Origin of the sequence: Glutamicibacter sp. NPDC087344, assembly GCF_044744225.1 — a bacterium.
GTDB lineage: Bacteria > Actinomycetota > Actinomycetes > Actinomycetales > Micrococcaceae > Glutamicibacter.
The window spans coordinates 75,537-94,178 of record NZ_JBIUXY010000006.1; the positions used below are offsets into that span (position 1 = coordinate 75,537).

At 56.6% G+C, this 18,642-nt stretch carries 19 protein-coding genes and 1 tRNA gene; 11 read left to right on the forward strand and 9 right to left on the reverse strand.

All coding sequences use genetic code 11. The annotated features are described in order from the left end of the window. The 6 genes from ACIOWL_RS12235 (at position 1) to ACIOWL_RS12260 (ending at position 4,467) form a co-directional block, all read left to right on the forward strand. A complete protein-coding gene (locus ACIOWL_RS12235) occupies positions 1-1,272 on the forward strand; it encodes a glutamate-5-semialdehyde dehydrogenase (protein WP_400385310.1) in 1,272 nt (423 codons plus the stop codon). A 115-nt stretch (positions 1,273-1,387) separates the two neighbouring features. After that, complete coding sequence (locus tag ACIOWL_RS12240; protein ID WP_400385313.1) at positions 1,388-1,600, forward strand: hypothetical protein; 213 nt, start codon at positions 1,388-1,390, stop codon at positions 1,598-1,600. 2 nt (positions 1,601-1,602) lie between these two features. Beyond that, positions 1,603-2,208, forward strand: a complete 606-nt coding sequence (gene nadD / locus ACIOWL_RS12245; RefSeq protein WP_400385316.1) for a nicotinate-nucleotide adenylyltransferase — start codon at positions 1,603-1,605, stop codon at positions 2,206-2,208. 77 nt (positions 2,209-2,285) lie between these two features. Beyond that, positions 2,286-3,884 carry a hypothetical protein gene (locus ACIOWL_RS12250; protein ID WP_400385319.1) on the forward strand — a complete coding sequence of 533 codons (1,599 nt, stop codon included), beginning with the start codon at positions 2,286-2,288 and terminating at the stop codon, positions 3,882-3,884. Positions 3,885-3,942: 58 nt separating this feature from the next. Continuing rightward, positions 3,943-4,317 carry a ribosome silencing factor gene (gene rsfS, locus ACIOWL_RS12255; RefSeq protein WP_400385322.1) on the forward strand — a complete coding sequence of 125 codons (375 nt, stop codon included), beginning with the start codon at positions 3,943-3,945 and terminating at the stop codon, positions 4,315-4,317. Between the two features lie 77 nt (positions 4,318-4,394). Further along, a tRNA-Ala gene (locus tag ACIOWL_RS12260) sits at positions 4,395-4,467 on the forward strand. Between the two features lie 263 nt (positions 4,468-4,730). Here the strand turns inward: ACIOWL_RS12260 and ACIOWL_RS12265 are convergent. From ACIOWL_RS12265 to ACIOWL_RS12275, 3 genes are read right to left on the reverse strand one after another with little or no spacing between them, the layout of a single operon-like run. Beyond that, a complete protein-coding gene (locus tag ACIOWL_RS12265; protein ID WP_400385325.1) occupies positions 4,731-5,417 on the reverse strand; it encodes a DNA alkylation repair protein in 687 nt (228 codons plus the stop codon). A gap of 32 nt (positions 5,418-5,449) precedes the next feature. Further along, positions 5,450-6,058 carry a GyrI-like domain-containing protein gene (locus tag ACIOWL_RS12270; protein WP_400385327.1) on the reverse strand — a complete coding sequence of 203 codons (609 nt, stop codon included), beginning with the start codon at positions 6,056-6,058 and terminating at the stop codon, positions 5,450-5,452. Continuing rightward, complete coding sequence (locus tag ACIOWL_RS12275) at positions 6,058-7,011, reverse strand: magnesium and cobalt transport protein CorA (RefSeq protein ID WP_400385330.1); 954 nt, start codon at positions 7,009-7,011, stop codon at positions 6,058-6,060. Before ACIOWL_RS12275 ends, ACIOWL_RS12270 begins: the two co-directional genes overlap by 1 nt. 574 nt (positions 7,012-7,585) lie before the next feature. Here ACIOWL_RS12275 and ACIOWL_RS12280 point away from each other — a divergent pair. Continuing rightward, the gene (locus tag ACIOWL_RS12280; protein ID WP_400385333.1) at positions 7,586-8,404 is read left to right on the forward strand and encodes a phosphoribosyltransferase family protein; all 819 of its coding nucleotides are present in this window, start codon (positions 7,586-7,588) and stop codon (positions 8,402-8,404) included. An 8-nt stretch (positions 8,405-8,412) separates the two neighbouring features. Beyond that, on the forward strand, positions 8,413-9,936 hold the full coding sequence (locus tag ACIOWL_RS12285; RefSeq protein WP_400385335.1) for a nicotinate phosphoribosyltransferase: 1,524 nt from the start codon (positions 8,413-8,415) through the stop codon (positions 9,934-9,936). Positions 9,937-10,386: 450 nt separating this feature from the next. Here ACIOWL_RS12285 and ACIOWL_RS12290 read toward each other — a convergent pair whose 3' ends face one another. After that, complete coding sequence (locus ACIOWL_RS12290) at positions 10,387-11,034, reverse strand: RES family NAD+ phosphorylase (protein ID WP_400385337.1); 648 nt, start codon at positions 11,032-11,034, stop codon at positions 10,387-10,389. Further along, positions 11,016-11,624, reverse strand: a complete 609-nt coding sequence (locus ACIOWL_RS12295) for a hypothetical protein (RefSeq protein WP_400385339.1) — start codon at positions 11,622-11,624, stop codon at positions 11,016-11,018. Before ACIOWL_RS12295 ends, ACIOWL_RS12290 begins: the two co-directional genes overlap by 19 nt. A 396-nt stretch (positions 11,625-12,020) precedes the next feature. On the opposite strand from ACIOWL_RS12295, the gene ACIOWL_RS12300 reads away from it, so the two are divergent. Beyond that, positions 12,021-12,641: a hypothetical protein gene (locus tag ACIOWL_RS12300; RefSeq protein ID WP_400385342.1), complete on the forward strand. Its 621-nt coding sequence runs from the start codon at positions 12,021-12,023 to the stop codon at positions 12,639-12,641. A 535-nt stretch (positions 12,642-13,176) separates the two neighbouring features. Continuing rightward, positions 13,177-13,548 (forward strand): hypothetical protein, encoded by a 372-nt coding sequence (locus tag ACIOWL_RS12305; RefSeq protein WP_400385344.1) that lies wholly within the window; start codon positions 13,177-13,179, stop codon positions 13,546-13,548. Positions 13,549-13,910: 362 nt separating this feature from the next. Here the strand turns inward: ACIOWL_RS12305 and ACIOWL_RS12310 are convergent, their stop codons facing one another. Further along, on the reverse strand, positions 13,911-14,834 hold the full coding sequence (locus ACIOWL_RS12310) for a class I SAM-dependent DNA methyltransferase (RefSeq protein ID WP_400385346.1): 924 nt from the start codon (positions 14,832-14,834) through the stop codon (positions 13,911-13,913). A 1,178-nt stretch (positions 14,835-16,012) separates the two neighbouring features. On the opposite strand from ACIOWL_RS12310, the gene ACIOWL_RS12315 reads away from it, so the two are divergent. Beyond that, positions 16,013-17,014, forward strand: coding sequence for a nucleotidyl transferase AbiEii/AbiGii toxin family protein (locus ACIOWL_RS12315; RefSeq protein WP_400385349.1), 1,002 nt, complete (start codon positions 16,013-16,015; stop codon positions 17,012-17,014). Positions 17,015-17,196: 182 nt separating this feature from the next. On the opposite strand, the gene ACIOWL_RS12320 is transcribed toward ACIOWL_RS12315, so the two are convergent. From ACIOWL_RS12320 to ACIOWL_RS12330, 3 genes are all read right to left on the reverse strand, one after another. Continuing rightward, positions 17,197-18,030 carry a tyrosine-type recombinase/integrase gene (locus tag ACIOWL_RS12320; protein WP_400385350.1) on the reverse strand — a complete coding sequence of 278 codons (834 nt, stop codon included), beginning with the start codon at positions 18,028-18,030 and terminating at the stop codon, positions 17,197-17,199. 142 nt (positions 18,031-18,172) lie between these two features. Then, positions 18,173-18,418, reverse strand: a complete 246-nt coding sequence (locus ACIOWL_RS12325; protein WP_400385352.1) for a hypothetical protein — start codon at positions 18,416-18,418, stop codon at positions 18,173-18,175. Position 18,419: 1 nt separating this feature from the next. Next, entirely contained in the window at positions 18,420-18,626 is a 207-nt protein-coding gene (locus tag ACIOWL_RS12330; RefSeq protein WP_400385354.1) for a helix-turn-helix domain-containing protein, read from the reverse strand. Between the last annotated feature and the right edge of the window lie 16 nt (positions 18,627-18,642).

Genomic DNA, 18,642 nt, shown 5'->3' on the forward strand with positions numbered 1-18,642 from the left:
ATGACCCTCACAGTTTCAGAAACCGACGTTGCCGTGCACAAACTGGCGGACCGCGCCCGCCGCGCTTCGCGTGTGCTGGCCCGCGCCAACCGCGATTGGAAGGACCGGGCGCTAAAAGCCATTGCCTCGTCCATCAACAACAATCGTGCAGGGATCATCGCCGCGAACGCCAAGGACCTGGAGGCCGGGAAGGCCAACGGGACCTCGGCGGCGATGCTCGACCGCCTGAAACTGGACAACCCGCGGATCGACTCGCTGATTGCCGCCCTGCAGGAACTGGCGGGCCTGCCGGACCCAGTGGGTCGGGTGGTCCGTGGCGAAACCCTGCCCAACGGTCTGAGGATGCGCCAGGTGAATGTTCCCATGGGTGTTATCGGCACCATTTATGAAGCCCGACCCAACGTCACCGTGGACATTGCCGGCCTGTCGCTCAAGAGCGGCAACGCGGTGCTGCTGCGCGGCGGTTCGGCGGCGCTGAATTCAAACTTGGCGCTTGTCGGTTTTATCCGCGACGCCCTGGAATCAGTGTCGTTGCCCCGAGACCTCGTGATTTCGGTGGATGAATTCGGGCGCGAGGGCGCCGACGCCATGATGGGTGCGCGCGGCAAGATCGACGTGCTCATTCCACGTGGCGGACGTGAACTGATTCAGCGTGTGGTGACCACCGCCAAGGTTCCGGTGATTGAAACCGGTGAAGGCAACGTGCATATCTACCTGGATGAGAGTGCCGACCTTGAGATGGCCACCGAAATCCTGCTGAACGCCAAAACCCAGCGTCCCAGTGTCTGCAACACCGTAGAGACCCTGCTGGTCCACCAGAATTCCGCAGCCGCCGCCGGAGTGCTGCAGGCGTTGTCCGCCGCTGGGGTGACCCTGCATACCGAAGAGCGTGCAGCCGCGCTGGTCCCGAAGATTGCCACAGTTGCCGCGGGGGAGGACGATTGGGCCAACGAATACCTCGACCTGGATCTTGCGGTTAAGGTCGTGGATGACATGGACCAGGCGTTGGATCACATCCGTACCTACTCCACCGGCCATACCGAGGCAATTATCACCTCCTCGCTGCGTAATTCGGAGCGTTTTATCGCTGAAATTGATTCAGCGGCGGTGATTGTTAATGCCTCGACCCGTTTCACCGACGGTGGACAGCTGGGGCTGGGTGCCGAGGTCGGGATCTCGACACAGAAGATGCATGCCCGCGGACCCATGGGCCTGGCCGAATTGACGACCACCAAATGGATCGTTCAAGGTGATGGGCACGTGCGTAAATAGTTTCTGACCGCCATATTCGGTACCATGTAGAAGAACGTACCGTGACCTTTCGGGCCACCGTTCCGGCATCACGCCGGAACCGGCGGGCTCCGAGGAAAACAACTGGAGAATTATCTTGAACGCGCTGATTTTGGCTTCCGGAGCCGCAAGCACCACTGGTTTGGATTCGCATACCTGGGCCCTGATCATCGGTGGCGGCATCTTTGTGGCATTTATGCTGCTGTTGTTGGTCACGGTGTCCTACACCAACGTTGGCCTGCGTCACGAAATCAAGCCTGATGATTTTGATGAGCACCGCCAGTTCAAGACTCACAAAGAGCACCACTAATCTTGGCGGACGAACAAGTCAAGAACCGCCCATTGCGCCTCGGCGTGATGGGCGGTACTTTTGACCCCATCCACAACGGCCACTTGGTTGCCGCCAGCGAAGTTGCTGCAGAGTACGACCTGGACGAAGTGGTGTTTGTGCCCACCGGCGAACCTTGGCAGAAGGCCGACCGCAGTGTCACCGACGCCGAGCACCGGTATTTGATGACGGTAATCGCAACCGCGTCCAACCCGCGCTTCACCGTGAGCCGGGTGGATATCGACCGTGTGGGCGCCACCTACACCCGCGATACCTTGCTTGACCTCCGTGCTCAGCGGCCGGACGCCGAATTGTTCTTCATTACCGGCGCGGATGCCATGAGCCAGATCATGAGCTGGCGCGACATTGACCAGGTCTGGGACCTTGCGCACTTTGTCGGTGTGAGCCGTCCCGGGTATGTCATTGCGGATCTGGGCCGTGAGAACGTTTCCCAGTTGGAAATTCCTGCACTTGCCATTTCCTCAACCGATTGCCGTGTTAGGGTCGCCGAGGATAAGCCGGTTTGGTACCTCGTACCGGACGGTGTGGTGCAGTACATTGCAAAATATGGGCTCTATACCGAGTCGTAACCTCACATTGGGTCGTAATACACGGCATAATCAGTTAAGGTGACGGTATTTGTCTATGCGGTCGGGAGTAGCACCAGATGAGCGATAACTCGCAGCCAGTGTCCAGCAGGCGGGCATTGCGTGAAAAGCGACGCGCCGAAATGGAGGCGCAGCTCGCTAACAGCCAGGCAGAACAAGCCGCCAAAGAACAGGCGGATGACAAAGCTGACGCCACCCCCGGCAAACAGGCACCCAAGCCGGCTTCGCCTGCCTCGAAGCCTGCAGAGTCAAAAGCTGCCCCTGTTAAGCAGGCGGATGCTCAAGCTAAAGCACCTTCCGCACCGGCTGCTAAACCTGCTCCGGACGTAAAACCGAAAACTGCCGCCCCGGCCTCACCAAAACCTCCGGTGGCACCTGCAGCTCAGCCCGAAGCTGCCAAACCGGCTCCGAAACCCGTTGCCAAAGCACCAGCGGCAAAGCCGGCGCCCAAAGCCCAACCTGCAAAGCCAGCGGTTGCCAAGCCGGAAACGGCAAAGACGGAGCCAGCTAAAAACACGTCGAATAAGCCTGCTCAGCCAAAACCGGCACCATCCACTGCTGCGTCAGCCAAGCCTGCCTTAAACGCACCAGCAGATGAGCAGGAAACGCTGGGGGAGCGCGCCTCGCTGCGGCGAGCCAGAGATCGCGAAGCCTTGCGCGAACGTCGCCGCCTCCAGGAAGAAGTTGGAGCTCTAACAAGCCACGTTCCTACGGTTGAACCGGCGGATGAGCCGAAACCATTAACTCGTCGGCAGCTTCGCCTGCAGGCACTGGCAGACCAGAACAAATCAAACTCACCGGTCAAACCAGCGCCAGTAGCCAAACCAGCGAAAACTCCAGGTACGGAGAATTCTCCAGACACCACGGTCATGAGCGTCGAAGACGCGTTGGCCGCACGACGTGCACACGATCCTAAGTCGCCAGTAGATCCCAACCTGCTCGGTGAAGACGACTCGGAAATAGATCTCGAAGTGCTCGCGCATCAGCGTGAAATGGCGGCACGCGCTGCCATTATTTCGCGGCGCGCCGCCGAACGCGAACGCCTGCGTGTTGAGAACTCCAAGCAGGGCAAGGAAGAGGTTGCTTCGGATCCCTTCACCGGGGCCATGGGCAACATCCGTGAGGTTGAAGATCGGATCGCCAAAACTGGTGTCTCTGGTCCTAAGACTGAAAGCGTCTCGCTGTCCCTGGATTCCCAGGGGAAGATTGCGGCGAAGGATGCCGCCAAGCCTGTTGCAAAACCGGCACCGAAGCCAGCTGCAAAACCAGCAGCCAAGGCTCCCGCTAAGCCGGTCGCGCCCGCAAAACCGGCACCAAAGCCAGCTGCAAAGCCGGCGCCGAAGCCGGTGGCCAAAGAACCAGCTAAGCCGGCACCTGCGGCAAAGCCCGCACCGGCCGCTAAACCAGCACCGAAGCCAGCCGCCAAGGAACCTGCTGTAGCCAAGCAAGCAGCAGCCACCGCTGTGGCGCCAAAGCCTGAGGCGAGCGAGGTTGAACTGCCTCGTATTGATGCTGTTAATGCTCAGGGCTTGCAGCCGCTTGACGTGCAGACACATGGTGTTCGCCGTGCAAACAACATGCTCATCGCCATGATCGTTGCCCTGAGCGTGGGCGGTGCGGCTTTGGTAGCCGGGCTGATCATGTTGTTGACCAACTAATTTTTATAGGACAATTAAGTCCTTGATCCATCCCTTCCAAAAGGAGACACCCAACTTCATGGGCGCACACGCAGACTCAATTGCCCTCGTGCATACCGCGGCACTGGCCGCCGGAGATAAACTTGCCGAGGATATGGTCGCACTTGACGTGGCCGAACGTTTGGGCATCACCGATGCCTTCCTGATTGTTTCAGGTGGCTCAGAGCCGCAGGTGAACGCAATCGTGGATGAGATCCAGGCTAAGGTCATCGAGAAGTTCGACCTGCGTCCGGTACGCCGTGAAGGCTTCGGCCTGGGGCGCTGGGTGCTGCTGGACTACGGAGACGTTGTTGTTCACGTTCAGCACCAGGAAGACCGCGTCTTCTATGCTCTGGAACGCCTATGGGCTGATTGCCCGGTCATCGAACTGCCTGTCAGCGACAGCAAGTCGTAGCGGTAACTAAGGATTTGCATCTGATTCGGAAATTCATTTATGATTAATGAGTTGCCTGATCAGGTGGCAATCCTTTTGGGGGTATGGCGCAGTTGGTAGCGCGTCTGCATGGCATGCAGAAGGTCAGGGGTTCGAATCCCCTTACCTCCACAAATGTGAAGAGTCGAGACATCGTTTACAGATGAGTCGTGACATGCTTTACAAATTTTGATCAGATTCCCCCGGCCAACGGTCGGGGGATTTCTGTATGTCTGGCAGCATTATTTCTCGTTGCCGACAATAGGGCGACTAAGCTGATCTGTGATCACAATACAGACCAACATGGACATTTACTTGTGCCTACTAATTTTGCGATTCCCTGGCTCTTGTGTTTTCTTTCGTGTCTCTGTGTCTTCTGCCTTGCCGACTTGATACTAGGAACCGGCCTTGCGCTTGACCATTTCGTTGATCCAGATTGGCGCAAACGGTGAGGTGCATCCAGGGGAGGTTGGATAGTCAGCCAAAACTTGCAGCTCGTTTCCGATCTGCAGTGCGCGCGAGCGAAGTGGCTCGTGCTCAATGCCGATCTGAGCCAGCGTGTTGTTCATGGCCCATTGCAACCGCTCGGGTGCTTCCTTCATTTCTGCTTCCACGGTATCCAGCAACACTGGAAGATCAAGATTTTCCGGCGCCTTGACGACCTGATGTGCCGTCAGTTCCCAGCCCGCGCTGGCAACGACCGGATCCTTGTCGGTCATCAGGACACGTCGTAGTTCCTCTAGATTCTTGTTCTTCTTTACAACGTAGTTCACGAACCAGCCCTGCACCTTTGGAACGCGAGATTCACGAAGCCAACGCTCTAGCTCTTCAAGGGTGAACAGGCGTGGTTTACTGATCAAGATAGCTACCAAGCGCGTTGCAGTGTCACCAGTTGCCCAGAGCTCAGCGGCTAACTCTTGATTGCTTTTCAGCGCCTTTGCCAGCGCGCGAAGCTTGGTGAGGTTTACTCCGAGGTCGTCGCCGTATTTTTCATTGACCGCTCGCATACGGGGGTCTTCCAGCTCGGCGAGGGCCGCTTGGACTTCGGCAACTTTACTTTGTGGTGTGAGGACGACGCTCATGACTTACTCCCAGATGTTTTCGCGTGGCTTTTCTAGACGGTAGGGACAACCGGTTGGCGCAGAATAGTCCGTAGCTTCTCTGGTTGAACTCGGCGTGGATCGGAAAGGTAAATCTCGTGATGTTTTCCGGCAAGCGTCATGGACTGGTCGGTGATGTATTGATGCATTCGAGCTAAAACCGGCCCTTCTGCATCATATGAACCCACGTGCAGAACTTGAATACACGAACCCTCTGCGAGGTTTTCTAATCGTATTTTGTCCCCGGCGGGTAGCGCACCTGACTTTTGTGCCGTATCCAAGGCCTGCTGAAAGTCATTCTGGCCTATCCACTCTGGAACCAAAAGCATCATGGTCCAATCCCATTGGGATTTGTCCCGTGAAGTAGTAAAAGAATCCATCTCCTCGGCCCACCACAGTCCTTCGAGTGGCGGCACCACGTAATCCCGCCCACCCTGTTTGCTGGCAAATTTCATTTTGTAAGCCACAGGATAGAGGGTTTCTAATGCGGCTTGGTAGGCAGGTGCGGAATTGGGATCGCCATGTCCATCAACCATGAGGTACTGACTGGGTTGAATGTCTACGAGTTTGAAACTGGCAGACGCGCGATAAGCATCTGACTTTTTGAAATCAATCTTGTCCATTAGAACCACTTTCTCCACTTGAACACACCATAGAGCCCTGCGGCGAATGCGACCATTGCCGCGATTGCTACCGGATAACCCAGCGCCCAGTGAAGCTCTGGCATGTTATCGAAGTTCATTCCGTAGACGGCCGCGATGAGCGTCGGAGCAAATAGAATTGCGGCCCATCCCGAGATCTTTTTCATGTCCTCATTTTGGCGCTGCGCGACCAATGTTGAATTCACATTGAGTATCTGGGAGAGGGCGTCTCGGTACTCTTGAGTTTGCGTGTGAGCGCGGGTGAGGTGGTCGGAGACGTCCTGGAGATAGGTTTGCAGTTCGCCGGGGACATTGTATTTGGAGAACCCAGATGCAAGTGACCGCACAACCTCACCGAGCGAAGCGGTTGCGTGCTGCATGTCGATCACTTCCTGGCTCAGCCGGTAGATACGTTCGGTGACCGCCGCATCGCCGCTGAATACCTGCAACTCGATCTGTTCTTTGTCGATACCCAGGCCTTGCAAGGTAGGTACGTATCCGTCAACAATCTCATCGAGTAAGCGATAGAGAATCGCTTCGGCACCCAGGCGAAGTAGGGCAGGGTTTGCCAGCAGCTGCTTGTCCAGGATGTCGTGTGCACTACCAATTCCGTCGGCCCAATCTCGTCCGGGAGTGCCGTCGACCCAGCGATTGTCTTGGCACAGGATGGCGATGGCACCTGGGCGAAGCAATACGTGAAACTCTGACAGCTCTACCTCTTCGGCAGCATCTAGATAGAGGGCAGAACGTACTACCAGGAGTGTCACGTTTCCGTAGCGTTCAAGCTTGGGGCGCTGGCCGGCGTGGAGGAGGTCTTCTACGAGCACGGGGTGAAGGTTCCATGACTCGGCCAATTGCTGGATGTCTTCAAGATTCGGGGCTGGGTAGATGCCCAATCCAACACGGCTCTCGCCGGACTCAGCGAATTCAAGCACTGAAGTCGCACTTGGTTCGGCGGGCGCCTCGATAACCGCTCCATCTTGTATGAATCGAAAGATTGCAGGCACGCGACGTGGAGTGCGTTGCTTCGCTATACGACGAGGAAGGCTTCGATTCACGGGGTGCGGACCCACTTTCTTTTCATCGGTTCAATGTAAGCCAGTCCTGCTTCAACCTATGGTCGACACAGGCTAGGCGCCGCTAGGTCCGGGACTCTCGAGACCAACAGAGGAACCCGTGATCGCGGACGAACCGAAACTCCACTAATTCCTTGACAGCTGACTTGGTCGGTCATACTTTTCCAGCTGTTTTTGTTAGTCTACGCGGTTCACTGAGCGGAGCAGCTAATTGCCTTGTCCATGATTCAACTTTCCCGATTTTAGCTTCGCCACGTGGACCATGAGGGGAAGTTGAAGCTAGGGGAGAAGGTAAGTTTAGCCGCCTGCGTGGCCAATGAGGACTGTCAACGGAGACTAGAGGCGCGGACGGTGGCCATACGTGGAATGTGTCCTCCATCTCCAAAAGAAGTCAATAAACATCAAATGACTTTTATTGTGTTACGCTTGAACCATGATCAAGGTATACGCAAAAGTTTCGGCCGGTTTCAGCGTCTACTCGGATGTTGAGTTCTTCAGCTTCCCAGGTGGAGAACACCACCTGAAGCCGGGTCCAGCTGCAGGCGAGCAGATGCCCACCCATGTTGTGGTCTCTGGTTCAGATGTGAATGATTACCTGAAAGCCGCCTTGTGGATTGACTATGCGAAGCGCCAAGGTGCTGAGCACGTTGCCGCTCACATTCCTTATCTGCCAGCTGCTCGCGCTGACCGTGGTGAACCATTCGGAGCCTTGGTCTACGCAAATCTCATCAATGCCATGGGAGCTGATGAAGTGATCTGCTTTGACCCCCACTCACCGGTGATGCCAGCACTGATTAACAACCTAAAAATTGTTTCCTCGGCGGCCGCTATTGCCGCGCACACCGCGGGTCGTGGCTATGTAGGAATCATTGCGCCGGACGCCGGCGCGGTCCAGCGAGCCACGGATGCTGCTCGGGCCATGGAACTTCCAGTGATTCGCGCTTCCAAAGTCCGTGATTTCGCCACCGGCAAGCTCACCGGATTCGCTTGTGAGGACCTTCCGAACGAAGGACGATTACTCGTCGTAGACGACATCTGTGACGGCGGTGGAACCTTCCGCGGACTCGCGGCGGCGACGGGTCTTGGCCCGGAGCGTTTGGATCTCTGGGTCAGCCACGGAATCTTCTCCAAAGCCGCCGGGGAACTCCGGAACCACTACGGAGCAATCCTCACCACCGATTCGCACCCTGGGCACACTAATCCAGAAGTGAATGCAGACATCGCCCCCATCAGCTCAATCTTCGCGAACTAGGAGCCACCATGAACACCCTGACCCGCACCACGCCGGCAGTTACCGCACCATTGTTCGAGACCGATGCCTACAAACTCGGACACCGCGCACTCTACCCGGCAGGAACTACCGGAATTCTCTCCAACTACACCAATCGCGGTTCACGCATCGAGGGCGTGGATCACGTAGTGCACTTCGGCTTGCAAGCCTTTTTGCAGTCATACTGCATCGACGCGTTTGCACCCTTCTTCGCCGCCGATGAAGATGAGGCAATCGCCGAGTATGAAACAACGCTGGCTTCAATTCTCGGCCCGGAGCACGGCATTGCCGTTGACCACATCCGTGCCTTGCACCAGCTTGGCTACCTGCCATTGATTTTCCGTTCGCTGCCCGAGGGAACCCGCGTCCCATTACGTGTCCCAACCCTGACCGTTGAAAACACCCGCCCTGAATTCTTCTGGCTGGTCAATTACATTGAAACCGTTTTGTCAGCGGCCATCTGGCACCCGTCGACCTCGGCAACGATTGCCGACTACTACCGAAGCATTCTGGATGACGCCGCAGACAAGCAGTGCAGCGACAAGGTCGGCGTGAACAGGCAGCTACACGATTTCTCGTACCGCGGCATGTCGGGTACTGCGGCTGCGCAAGCCTCTGGTGCGGGCCACCTGCTTTCGTTCACTGGTTCGGACTCGCTGGCCACCATCGATTGGGTGAATCGTTACTACCCGGGAGACAACGGCCAGATTCTCGGCTCTGTTCCTGCCACCGAACACTCGGTGATGTGCGCAGGAATCGCCCAAGAAACCGAGCAGGCGACCTTCGAACGCATCCTGGAGGTGCACCCCAAGGGAATCGTTTCGGTTGTCAGCGACACCTTCAACCTGTGGACCGTGCTTAACGAGATTTTGCCGGCCCTGAAAGACCAAATCCTGGCTCGCGATGGCAAATTGGTGATCCGCCCGGACTCGGGAGATCCTGCTGACATCATCTGCGGGACGCGAACCAATCAAAGTGTGGCGGAATTGGAAGAAGGCGCATCAGCCATTACCAACCCCGAGTACTTCGGTGCTATCCAGCTTCTGTGGAACGTTTTCGGCGGGAGCATCAACCAAGCGGGACTCAAAGTGCTTGATCCGCATGTTGGGCTGATCTACGGAGACTCAATCACCCCTGAGCGTGCGAAGGACATTATTGGTCGACTTGAATCCAACGGATTCGCTGCGTCGAATGTGGTGTTCGGTGTTGGTTCATACACCTACCAGTACGTCACCCGGGATACCTTTTCATCGGCGGTCAAGGCGACGTGGGCACGGATCGACGGCAAGGAGTACAACTTGCTGAAAGATCCGGTGACGGATAGCGGCATGAAAAAGTCAGCTACTGGCCGACTGGCAGTCCTGCGTGACACCGCCGGCGAGCTGTATCTCAGCGAACAAGCCGACGCTCAGACCGAGGCCAAGTCGCTCCTGGAGCCGGTGTGGAAAGACGGGGCGTTTTTGAAGATCCAGTCATTCCAAGATGTTCGGGAAGTACTCGGAAATCTGCGTTAGCGGCGCAAGGCCGCGAGTGCTGGTCATCCATGGTTAATGATGGAATCGTGGCGAGGCTGGTTCTAAGGGCGCGGATCAAATCAGTGCAAGATACCCGGCTCAAACTGCGAGGTTGAGGTCGGGTATCCTGCTTGGTGGGTGCCCCTTGTTATACCTGTAAAGCGTTAGATAATGAACTCTCAACGGCTTGAAGCAAGCACCTATTGTTATCTGAACTCGTTGCCGGCTTTGGCCTTAGACCGCAGCACCAGCCTGTTTAGTGAGCGAGGGACGAACGCGGTACCGTCTACGTGGCCATCACACGACCAATGTCCATATAAATGCTGCCAAAGGGCAATGCAGTTTCGGTTTGGTCGAGCCTTTGCGCTCATGGAAGTTCCGGGGGCATGTCCAGGATCAATGAGGTACAAGTGCATCAACCGCCACCGATAGTTTGGCGGCATGATTCGGTTATCTCACGAGAACTTCGACTTTCAGCGCGTTGCACAGCGTAATCAGCTCTGGCAGTCCACCGCGCGGGTCATCAAAGGTCCAGTGCCACGCCTGATCGACTTGGAATGCGTCATTTGCCCTGTTGCCGAAGAATACATATGCACGATCCGAGTTGCACTGGCGACTCATGTAGAAGATTCCGTCAAATCCTGCCGCATACGCAGCCGAAGCCCATAGCACGGTGCGGTCGTAATGGAAGGCGCTGGTGGAAGTGATCTGTTCCGCTGCCAGTCCTAGGCGTCGCAACCCGTTGCCCATGAAAGACGCCAGATGCAGTTCACGCTGTACAAATAATCTAGACATGCGTTTGTTGCGGTATACCTTCGGTACCAATGTGCCTCCTTGAAGGGGCACATCATGCAAAAGGCTTTCGGCAATAGCCGCGTCTGCTGTTTCGGCGGCATAGAGTACGGGCACCGGTGGACTTCCGAAAAAGGCGAACCTGGTTGGTGCACCGTATCCGGGATTGAACTCATGAGCATTTCTAGAGCTGGAGTGCACTCGAAACAGTTCCCGTCCTGCCGGCAGATTGAGGCCAATCGCATCGAATGGAAAGACCGGATCAGGAACGAGAATCGGAATCGGTTTCACCAGCTGACTGCCCATGCACGGCGCGCCACGTCGATAACGAGATCCAGTTCAGAATCGAAGTGGTCTACGGGGCGCGACTCATCATCGAAATACGTCGTTGGTGACATGAGCCAGAGCACTACGTCTTCTGGAGCCCAGTCCAAACTATCGGCCACCTGAAGTAGCTTTTTGACCAGTGGCCTGACTTGCCCTCGCTCTGCATCGAACTGAAAACCTGGATAAGCGAACTTATTGAGCCGGCGGAATGCGAGCAACTCACCGCGGCCACGCATGTCGTTGGCTAGCGATCTGGCGGAGGAACTCTTCGATTTGGAACCCAGAAGCTCGGCAACCTCACTGCTGCTTAGCAGACCAAACTCATCCTCGATGGACTTGTAGACGTTTTCCGTGGCCTGTGCCGCTCGCGCCAGCGCGGGCTGCACACGACTTGGCATGTGGACCATGGCGGTGGATAAGCGACCCAGAGTGGTTTTCTCTTGCGCCAGCAGGAGGAATTCGCCGACTTCGCTGGCGGTTAGGTCAAATCCTTCCCGACGCAATACCTCGCTCACGCGGTTGAGGTTGTCGCTCTTATTGGTGAGATCTCCACTTTTGAATGTTGGCATGATGCGCTCCGATCCTGCAGTACCTACAGTTTAGATTTTCGTCGATTTCGTTGGAAGACGTATCTCAAACATCCCGGAATGGCCTCAGCGTATTGGGCGCCTATCGCTGCGGTAGACCAGAATTTATCTTGTTGGGTGCCACGGCGGTCGGAGCACATGCTCTTGCTGAGGCACGCGGTTGGCACGATACGCTCAAAAACGATGGCGGACCGCTACAGCATGCAGCGCTAGGGGGAGAGAATCATTGACAATGAATTCTAGTCGTTCCTTGTCTGTACCGGAGTGAAGATCATCGTCACTCGTCGATTGGTCGCTGAAATACAAGTTTGGGAGCGGTCAGTTTCTTGGCCCAGTCGCGAGTGGATACCGACTGGCGCGATCTCTAAGATGGGTACTATGCCAAATCAGCCACTGGTTTCCATCGACACCGTTCCCTTTATCGTTCATGATGACGTGCTGCATGTGGTTCTCGGAATCCGAGGCTGGGATCCTTGCGCCGGACAGGCGGCACTTCCAGGAGTGTTGCTGAACGCCAACGAACGAATTGACGAAGCAGTGGACCGTGCATTGCAAAGTAAAATCGGTGCAACCCGCGGGCACCCCACACTGGATGCCGGAGTTTTTGACGACTTCGAACGCGATGAACGTGGCCCAACACTCTCTATCGCCCGAGCAGTGATCCTTGATTTGTTACCGGTCGACGAGCGAGTTCGTATCGCAGAAGTGACCGACCTCCCAGAGCTTCCCTTTGACCACAATGCAATCATCACCCACACCGCAGGCGTTGTACTGGATGCCTTATGGGTAAACGCATCGATAACCCGTGCGCTGTTGGGGGAGGAGTTCAGCACCGCTGACGTTATCGCACGAACCAAGGAGCTGGCCGCGACCGCTGGACGTGAGCCGGACGTAGCTAATATCGGCCGAAAACTTGCGGGGGATAAACGGCTGGCCAAAAAGGAATCCGCTCCCGTTGGCCGTGGACGCCCACCTGCCCGGTGGGTCTGGGCCTTTTGATTCGAGCATCCGGTATATCTAGTCAAAGTGCAGATCCGTTAGGTCGAACCTCAGCAGCATGCTAAAGGCGCGAGCATGATGCTTAGCATTTCATGTTGCTTGAACGTCTTCGTATCCTCGATCAAGTTTTTCGATTGTTTCAAGCGTCACCCTCGCGGAATTCAGCATTGTTGAATCCGAAGGCAAACACCAGCAAGACCGCTACTAGGTCGTGCCCAGACAGGATGGTCACGATGAACTCGTTCAAGGAGCGCCTTGGCCGCAGGTAGGCGGCCCTAGCAGACGCCTAAATACTCAGCGAGACCCCAGCATATGTATCCGTCAATAGTGCGAACTGAAAGCAATGGCGAATGGTGGTACCTTGGCACTGGAGCGCTCTATCGAAGCGCGACGCACCTAACTTCAGATCTGGACGAGTTAATCGAAGGCGAATAGGGAGATCAAGGAAGACGAAATACAGGCGTAATCATTGATCAGGAAGGTCCTGTTTTGTATGTTGGAAGCCCGGGAACACGGAAAAGAACGGAGCGGGGACATGAGTATCGCCCCGGAACCATTCGAAATTAGCGTCGTCTCCCTGTCGCCGCAGGAAGTCGTCGAAAAAGCGTTGGAGTTCCTCCCGGCGTCACTTGTCGCCTCCACGGCTGGCGTCCAAGATCCAGGGCAGGTGCGGAAGTGGAAGAGCGGGAAGCTCACGCCAACGTTTCCAACTCTGGAGCGACTCCGCTTTATGCTCACCAAAGCACTGCAAATCACCGAAGTAGAGTCCGCGGCAGTCGCTACCTCCTGGCTCACTTCCGCCAGCAGCCGTCTCAACTATGATCTACCCATCAAGGCCATCCGTGAATCTCGCTACCGCGAAGTTTCGGAGGCGGCATCGTTTTTCCTTGACGGCTACGCTGGATGAGCACATGAACGTTCGGTGAAACAGGGCTGCGCCCGATTCGCCAGTCGTTAACCATATTCTGCGTATCGATCAAGCGGGAGCCGTTCGACGTCGGGCCCAGAACACACGCTCTGCTTCATCTGGGTTACACGGCCTACAGCGCATCCCGCTACGGCACAGCGTCCATTGAAGCCCTGGCCTTGGAAGGCCGTTGCGCAGTAAACCTTCGTCGGGCTGTATGAGTCGGCGAACTTTCCGGGCACACCCATCGACCAGGTGCTGGCGGATGTTCGAGCTCGTGGGGTACCAATCAGCCGCGTAACCGAGCAGTGGTGCGAACAGCGTGCCGTCTACACACTGCAAGCCCAAGACGAAATCCGGGTTCATCCCGGCGACCGAGTGAACCTCGGCGCTGTCGCTGGCATGACAGGCGATTTCTTTGGTTCACATCGACGTCTCACCACGGCCGGCAGTACCGGTAATGATCGTACTGGATTGCGTGGAGCTAAGGGTGGGTAGTCCTCGAGACCGTGCAGGTAGAGGTTCATCTTTGCGATCGCGCTGGTGGTCAGGTTGATCTCCTGGCCGTGCAACTTCAAGGTCAGCGGGTTCCCGCCGGCCTTCTTAATAGCGGTGACGGTCTCAACGAGCATTCCACCGGAGCCACAGGCTGGGTCAGCGATGCTGTCGCCTGGCTTCGGGTCTAGCAATTTCACAAGCAGGTGCACGACGTGGCGCGGGGTGAAGAACTCGCCTGCCTTCTTGCCGGATGCCTCGGCGAATTCGCGCAGCAGGTATTCGTATGCGGAGCCCAGCATGTCGCTGCCAACCGAGTCTGGGTCGAGTCGCACGCCATGGAATGAGTTGAGCAACGCGGTCAAGGCGGTTTGTGGGAGCCGGTCCTGGTTGGCCCAGTTCACGTCGCCGAACACGTTGGCCAACGACTCAGGGTAGGCAAGCTGCAACTGCTGCAACACCTGATCGAGCTTCGCACCAGCATGCTGCGTGGTTTCGAAGACATCAGCCCAGTGGCAGCCTCCGGGGACGATGAAAGCATGCCGGTCTGCTTCAACCTCGGGCGTGAGGTTGTCTCCGTAGTCCAGGACAGCGAGGTTGTGCTCAAAGCCCCAGTTGTCGCTGATCCATTTGAAGAACATGACGGGGAAGACATAAGCCTTGAAATCTCCGGGTCGACCGGGCCACGTAGCGCGTTTGCTGCGGCCCACAGCGTGGATTCCAGCTGTTGCTGCGTCAGATGTCCCGGGTCGAGTGGTGCGAGCGTCAATTTCGTCCGTTCTTCGTGTCAATGCCAGGGCACCTTTGGCGAACCGGCGCATAGGTCAATCTAATCACGTCCAGATTCTGCAGGTCGGGTGATGAATGGGGAGCCGCTAATTGTGATAGGGGTACCCCCCAATGGTCAGAGCTTCTTGCGCTGCGAGTATCTTTACTACAGACCGAAGAGCAGCTTAAGCTCCCTGATGGCCACCGCGTGTTGACTCGCGTACTGGGCCGAGAAGGCATTTCGAGCGTGTTCTGCTGCGGTGCGCATCTTTGACAATGCATCTATGCGGTACGTCTCGGTTGAGCAAGTATTGAATCGCGGGCCCATTTTGGTTGGGTCATTCATCGTAGCCATCCCTGATTCCGCCAACTTTTCGAGGGTGAGACAAAGGTCCAATAGGATAATGAATTCGCTTCCCCGCGGCATGTTTGCGCCCATCATCTCAAGGTAGAACGCAGATATGGGAACGTTTTTGTTGTACTTCCAAGCCTTCAGAAGTCGGATCATCTTCTTTGGATCGCCGGACTTTGGAAGTTACATGTTGGCTGACCCTTCTATGGCTGAGTATTGTGCGAATGTCACAAACTCGGTAGGATTTTGTGACATGAGGACCTCTAATGAATTATCCCCTTCCCGATTCATTTTGGATCTAGCCGAACGCTCCTACGTCAGACCTGCAGACTTGCCAGGATCCCCGGACGCTGCCCGGGCGGCACTGTCCCGTGCTGTTAAAAACGGGGACCTGGTGCATTGTGCCCGCGGACTTTACTGGAAGGGGCCAAAGACTCGATATGGAATGGCGGTTCCTGACAAGCTGACTACCGCTTTGGAAGTCCTTGGGTTGGAGGGCACGGGGCCAGCCGGGTTTACGGCAGCACGTGCCTGGGGACTGACCACACAGGTTCCTGCGCGAGCGGAATTGGCGACTACTAGCAGCCGTGACGCTACGAGCCTGAAGGGAATAAAACTCAGCAAGAGGGCCAATGACCTCCGACGTCTTTTGAGCTACGAGGAGATCGGCCTGCTGGAAGTTCTGAGGGATACCAATTTAATCGAAGCTGGCTGGTCGAGCCTCGTTAGGGCCGTGAAGAGCGCGGTTGCCGATGGGATTATTGCCCGTGATCATCTCACTGACGCAATCCCGGGGGAACCGCCAGCCGTTCGTAACCGCTGGTCCCGTCTCGAATCGACACTCAGCGCATGATCGATTTGCTTAGGCAACATCCTGACGAGCTGGAAGCTCTGGTTTCCAGCGCTGCTGAGCACTTAAAGCTGGAACCGGCCTTTGTCGAGAAGGATTTCTGGGTCACTGAAGTGCTTCGATGTACCGTTCAACCTAGGACGATCGTCGACAAAGACGGGCAGGTCGGTGAGGTGAGGGTCATCTTTAAGGGTGGAACTTCCCTGAGCAAGGGCTTCGACCTGATTAAGAGGTTCTCCGAAGATGTAGATATCTTGGTAGTCTTCCCCGAAGATTGCTCCGTCGGCGCAAAAGACAATGCGTTGAAGAAAATCTGCGCCGACGTCCGCGAACACCTTGGCCTTGGCGAAGAACAGACAAGGAACGAAGGGTCGAGTAAAGGCGTGAAGCGACACATGCGTTACACGCCTTTCACCACTTACGACGCTCGAGACATCACCAAGGGCGTCTTGCTGGAAATGGGGGTTCGCGGCGGAAAACTGCCGGTGAAGACTGTAACGATACAGTCCATCGTTTCAAAGTTTGCCAGAGAAGCCCTTAACGCGGACAGCTCTGATTGGGCAGAGTTTGCCCCGGTCCAAGTGGAAGTGTTGGGCCCAGAAAGGACGCTGCTGGAGAAAATGTCAGCCATGCACGACGCAGCCACTCGCTATGTCGACTCTGGGAATGAAACGATTCTCGGGAAAGGTGGGCGGCATTACTACGACATTCACTGTCTCGCCCAAAGTCATGAGGTTCGACAGTCGCTTGCTGATCTTGGGGTCGCAGGAGTCCGAGAACTGGTAACCGACATTATGAACCACTCCGAGGCGGCCGGCTTTTCGTCGACGGCTGCTCCTGCCCAGGGGCTTGCTACCAGTATCGCCTTCAGCGCTGACTCGCCTGCCATGGAATGCATCAGGAGCTCTTATGCCACCGCCGGTGGACTCATCTATGAGGATTCGATCCCGACTATTGAGCAGTGCCTCGAGTCCGCTAGGAGCCTTCAAACTCTGGTGTAGCTATGATCGGCCGCCTCGATTGCTCCTGTGTGATGTCTGATTTGGGGTTTGGTAATTGGCGCGGAACGCGTATGTGAAGACAAGCGTCGGATTTTCAGGGATTATCAAGGCTTCCCCGCGTTCTGGATGAATTCCAATGGGGGCACCGTCCTGACGAATGAGCTTGCTCGTTGGGTATAGTTTCACTGCCAAAGTGCTAACGACTCCAGAACAGGCCGACAGTCGGGCACTTGGTCAGCCCGCTGGTTGTACGACTTGCGGGTCACTTCGGGGCTGCTGTGGCCCAGCTGCTGCATAGCCGCGTTCTCACCCAAGCCATCGGCCAGGAGGGTCGCCACGGTCTTGCGGAAGGCATGCGGGTGGACCCCTGAAGGTGTGGCCTCAGAGAAATCCAGCGTTCCGCGCAGTGCGTGGCGGAAGTTGCTCATGGACGCAAACCTTCCAGAACTGGTGGTGAATATTCCTCCGGAAACGGCTTCCGGGTTCCGTAGCTTGTGGAGCTCAAGCAGCAGCTCATGAGCCCAGACCGGCAGTAAAAGAGTACGGTGGCTCTTGGAGGTCTTTGGGAATGGCTGCCTGTAAAGGGCACCACGCTCCACAAGCGTTCCGCTGATTGTGAGCGTCCCCGCGACCAGGTCAACATCGTCCCAGCGGGCAGCCATGACCTCGCCTACGCGCGCGCCTGTAGCTAGCAGTAGCTCAAAGACATCACTCACACGGCGGTTGGGTTTGGGGCCACTGCGTCCTTCCACGCCCACGTAGGCCCGGATCCACTGGCGCATCTGGCCGACCAAATCAGCGCCAGGAGCCTGCGGCGTTGTGACCTTTTTGGGGAGCGGCGTAATGAATACCACGGGATTCTCTCGGCGGAGCCCCATGCGGACCGCGAAATCCATGACGAGGCTGAGCGCCACCTTGGAGAGCCCGGAAGTGGAGAAGCCCTGCTCGGTTTCAGTATCCACCAGGCTGTGAAGGAATGCCTGGCATTGGCCGGTGCTCAATGACGCAGTTTCCACACCGCCAATGTTAGTGATGATCAACTCCGAATATCGCTTGTACTGTTCAAAGGTTTGAGCGGTGAGTCCCTTGTGTGTGCCAATGGCGGCTTCACCGCTGGCCAGAATTTCGGGTGCCCCTGTTTCGATCGAAGCGAGCCAATCACGAATGGTGGCAGCAAGAACCTGGCCCCTCTCGCTGCGCCCCCCCGGAGCCCAATTCTTTGATCCGGGCAATTTCATCACGCACTGCGCGCATGGCCTTGCCCTTGGTTTCACCATTGCGGCGGATCCGCTCAATGCTGCCGCCCAGAAGTCGGTACCGCGTCTCAGCCTGCCATGTGCCGGAAGGCAGCTCACGAGCACTGATGGTTCCGGCTTCACTCGCCGGGGCTTTTTGGCGAGCCACGCTATGCTATCTTTTGGAGCTCAGCTGCAGCCCAGGACTCAATCGTGGTCACCCGGTAATAGGTCCGGGCGCCGATGCGTGTATAGGCGGGGCCGATGCCCCTGGCGGCCCAATTGGCTAGGGTTTTGACCGAGACGACGCCGATCGACTCGGCTGCCTGCCGACGGGTCATGATTTCAAGGCCCTGAGGGCTGTGTAGTGATTCCATACCTGCTTAGAGTCAC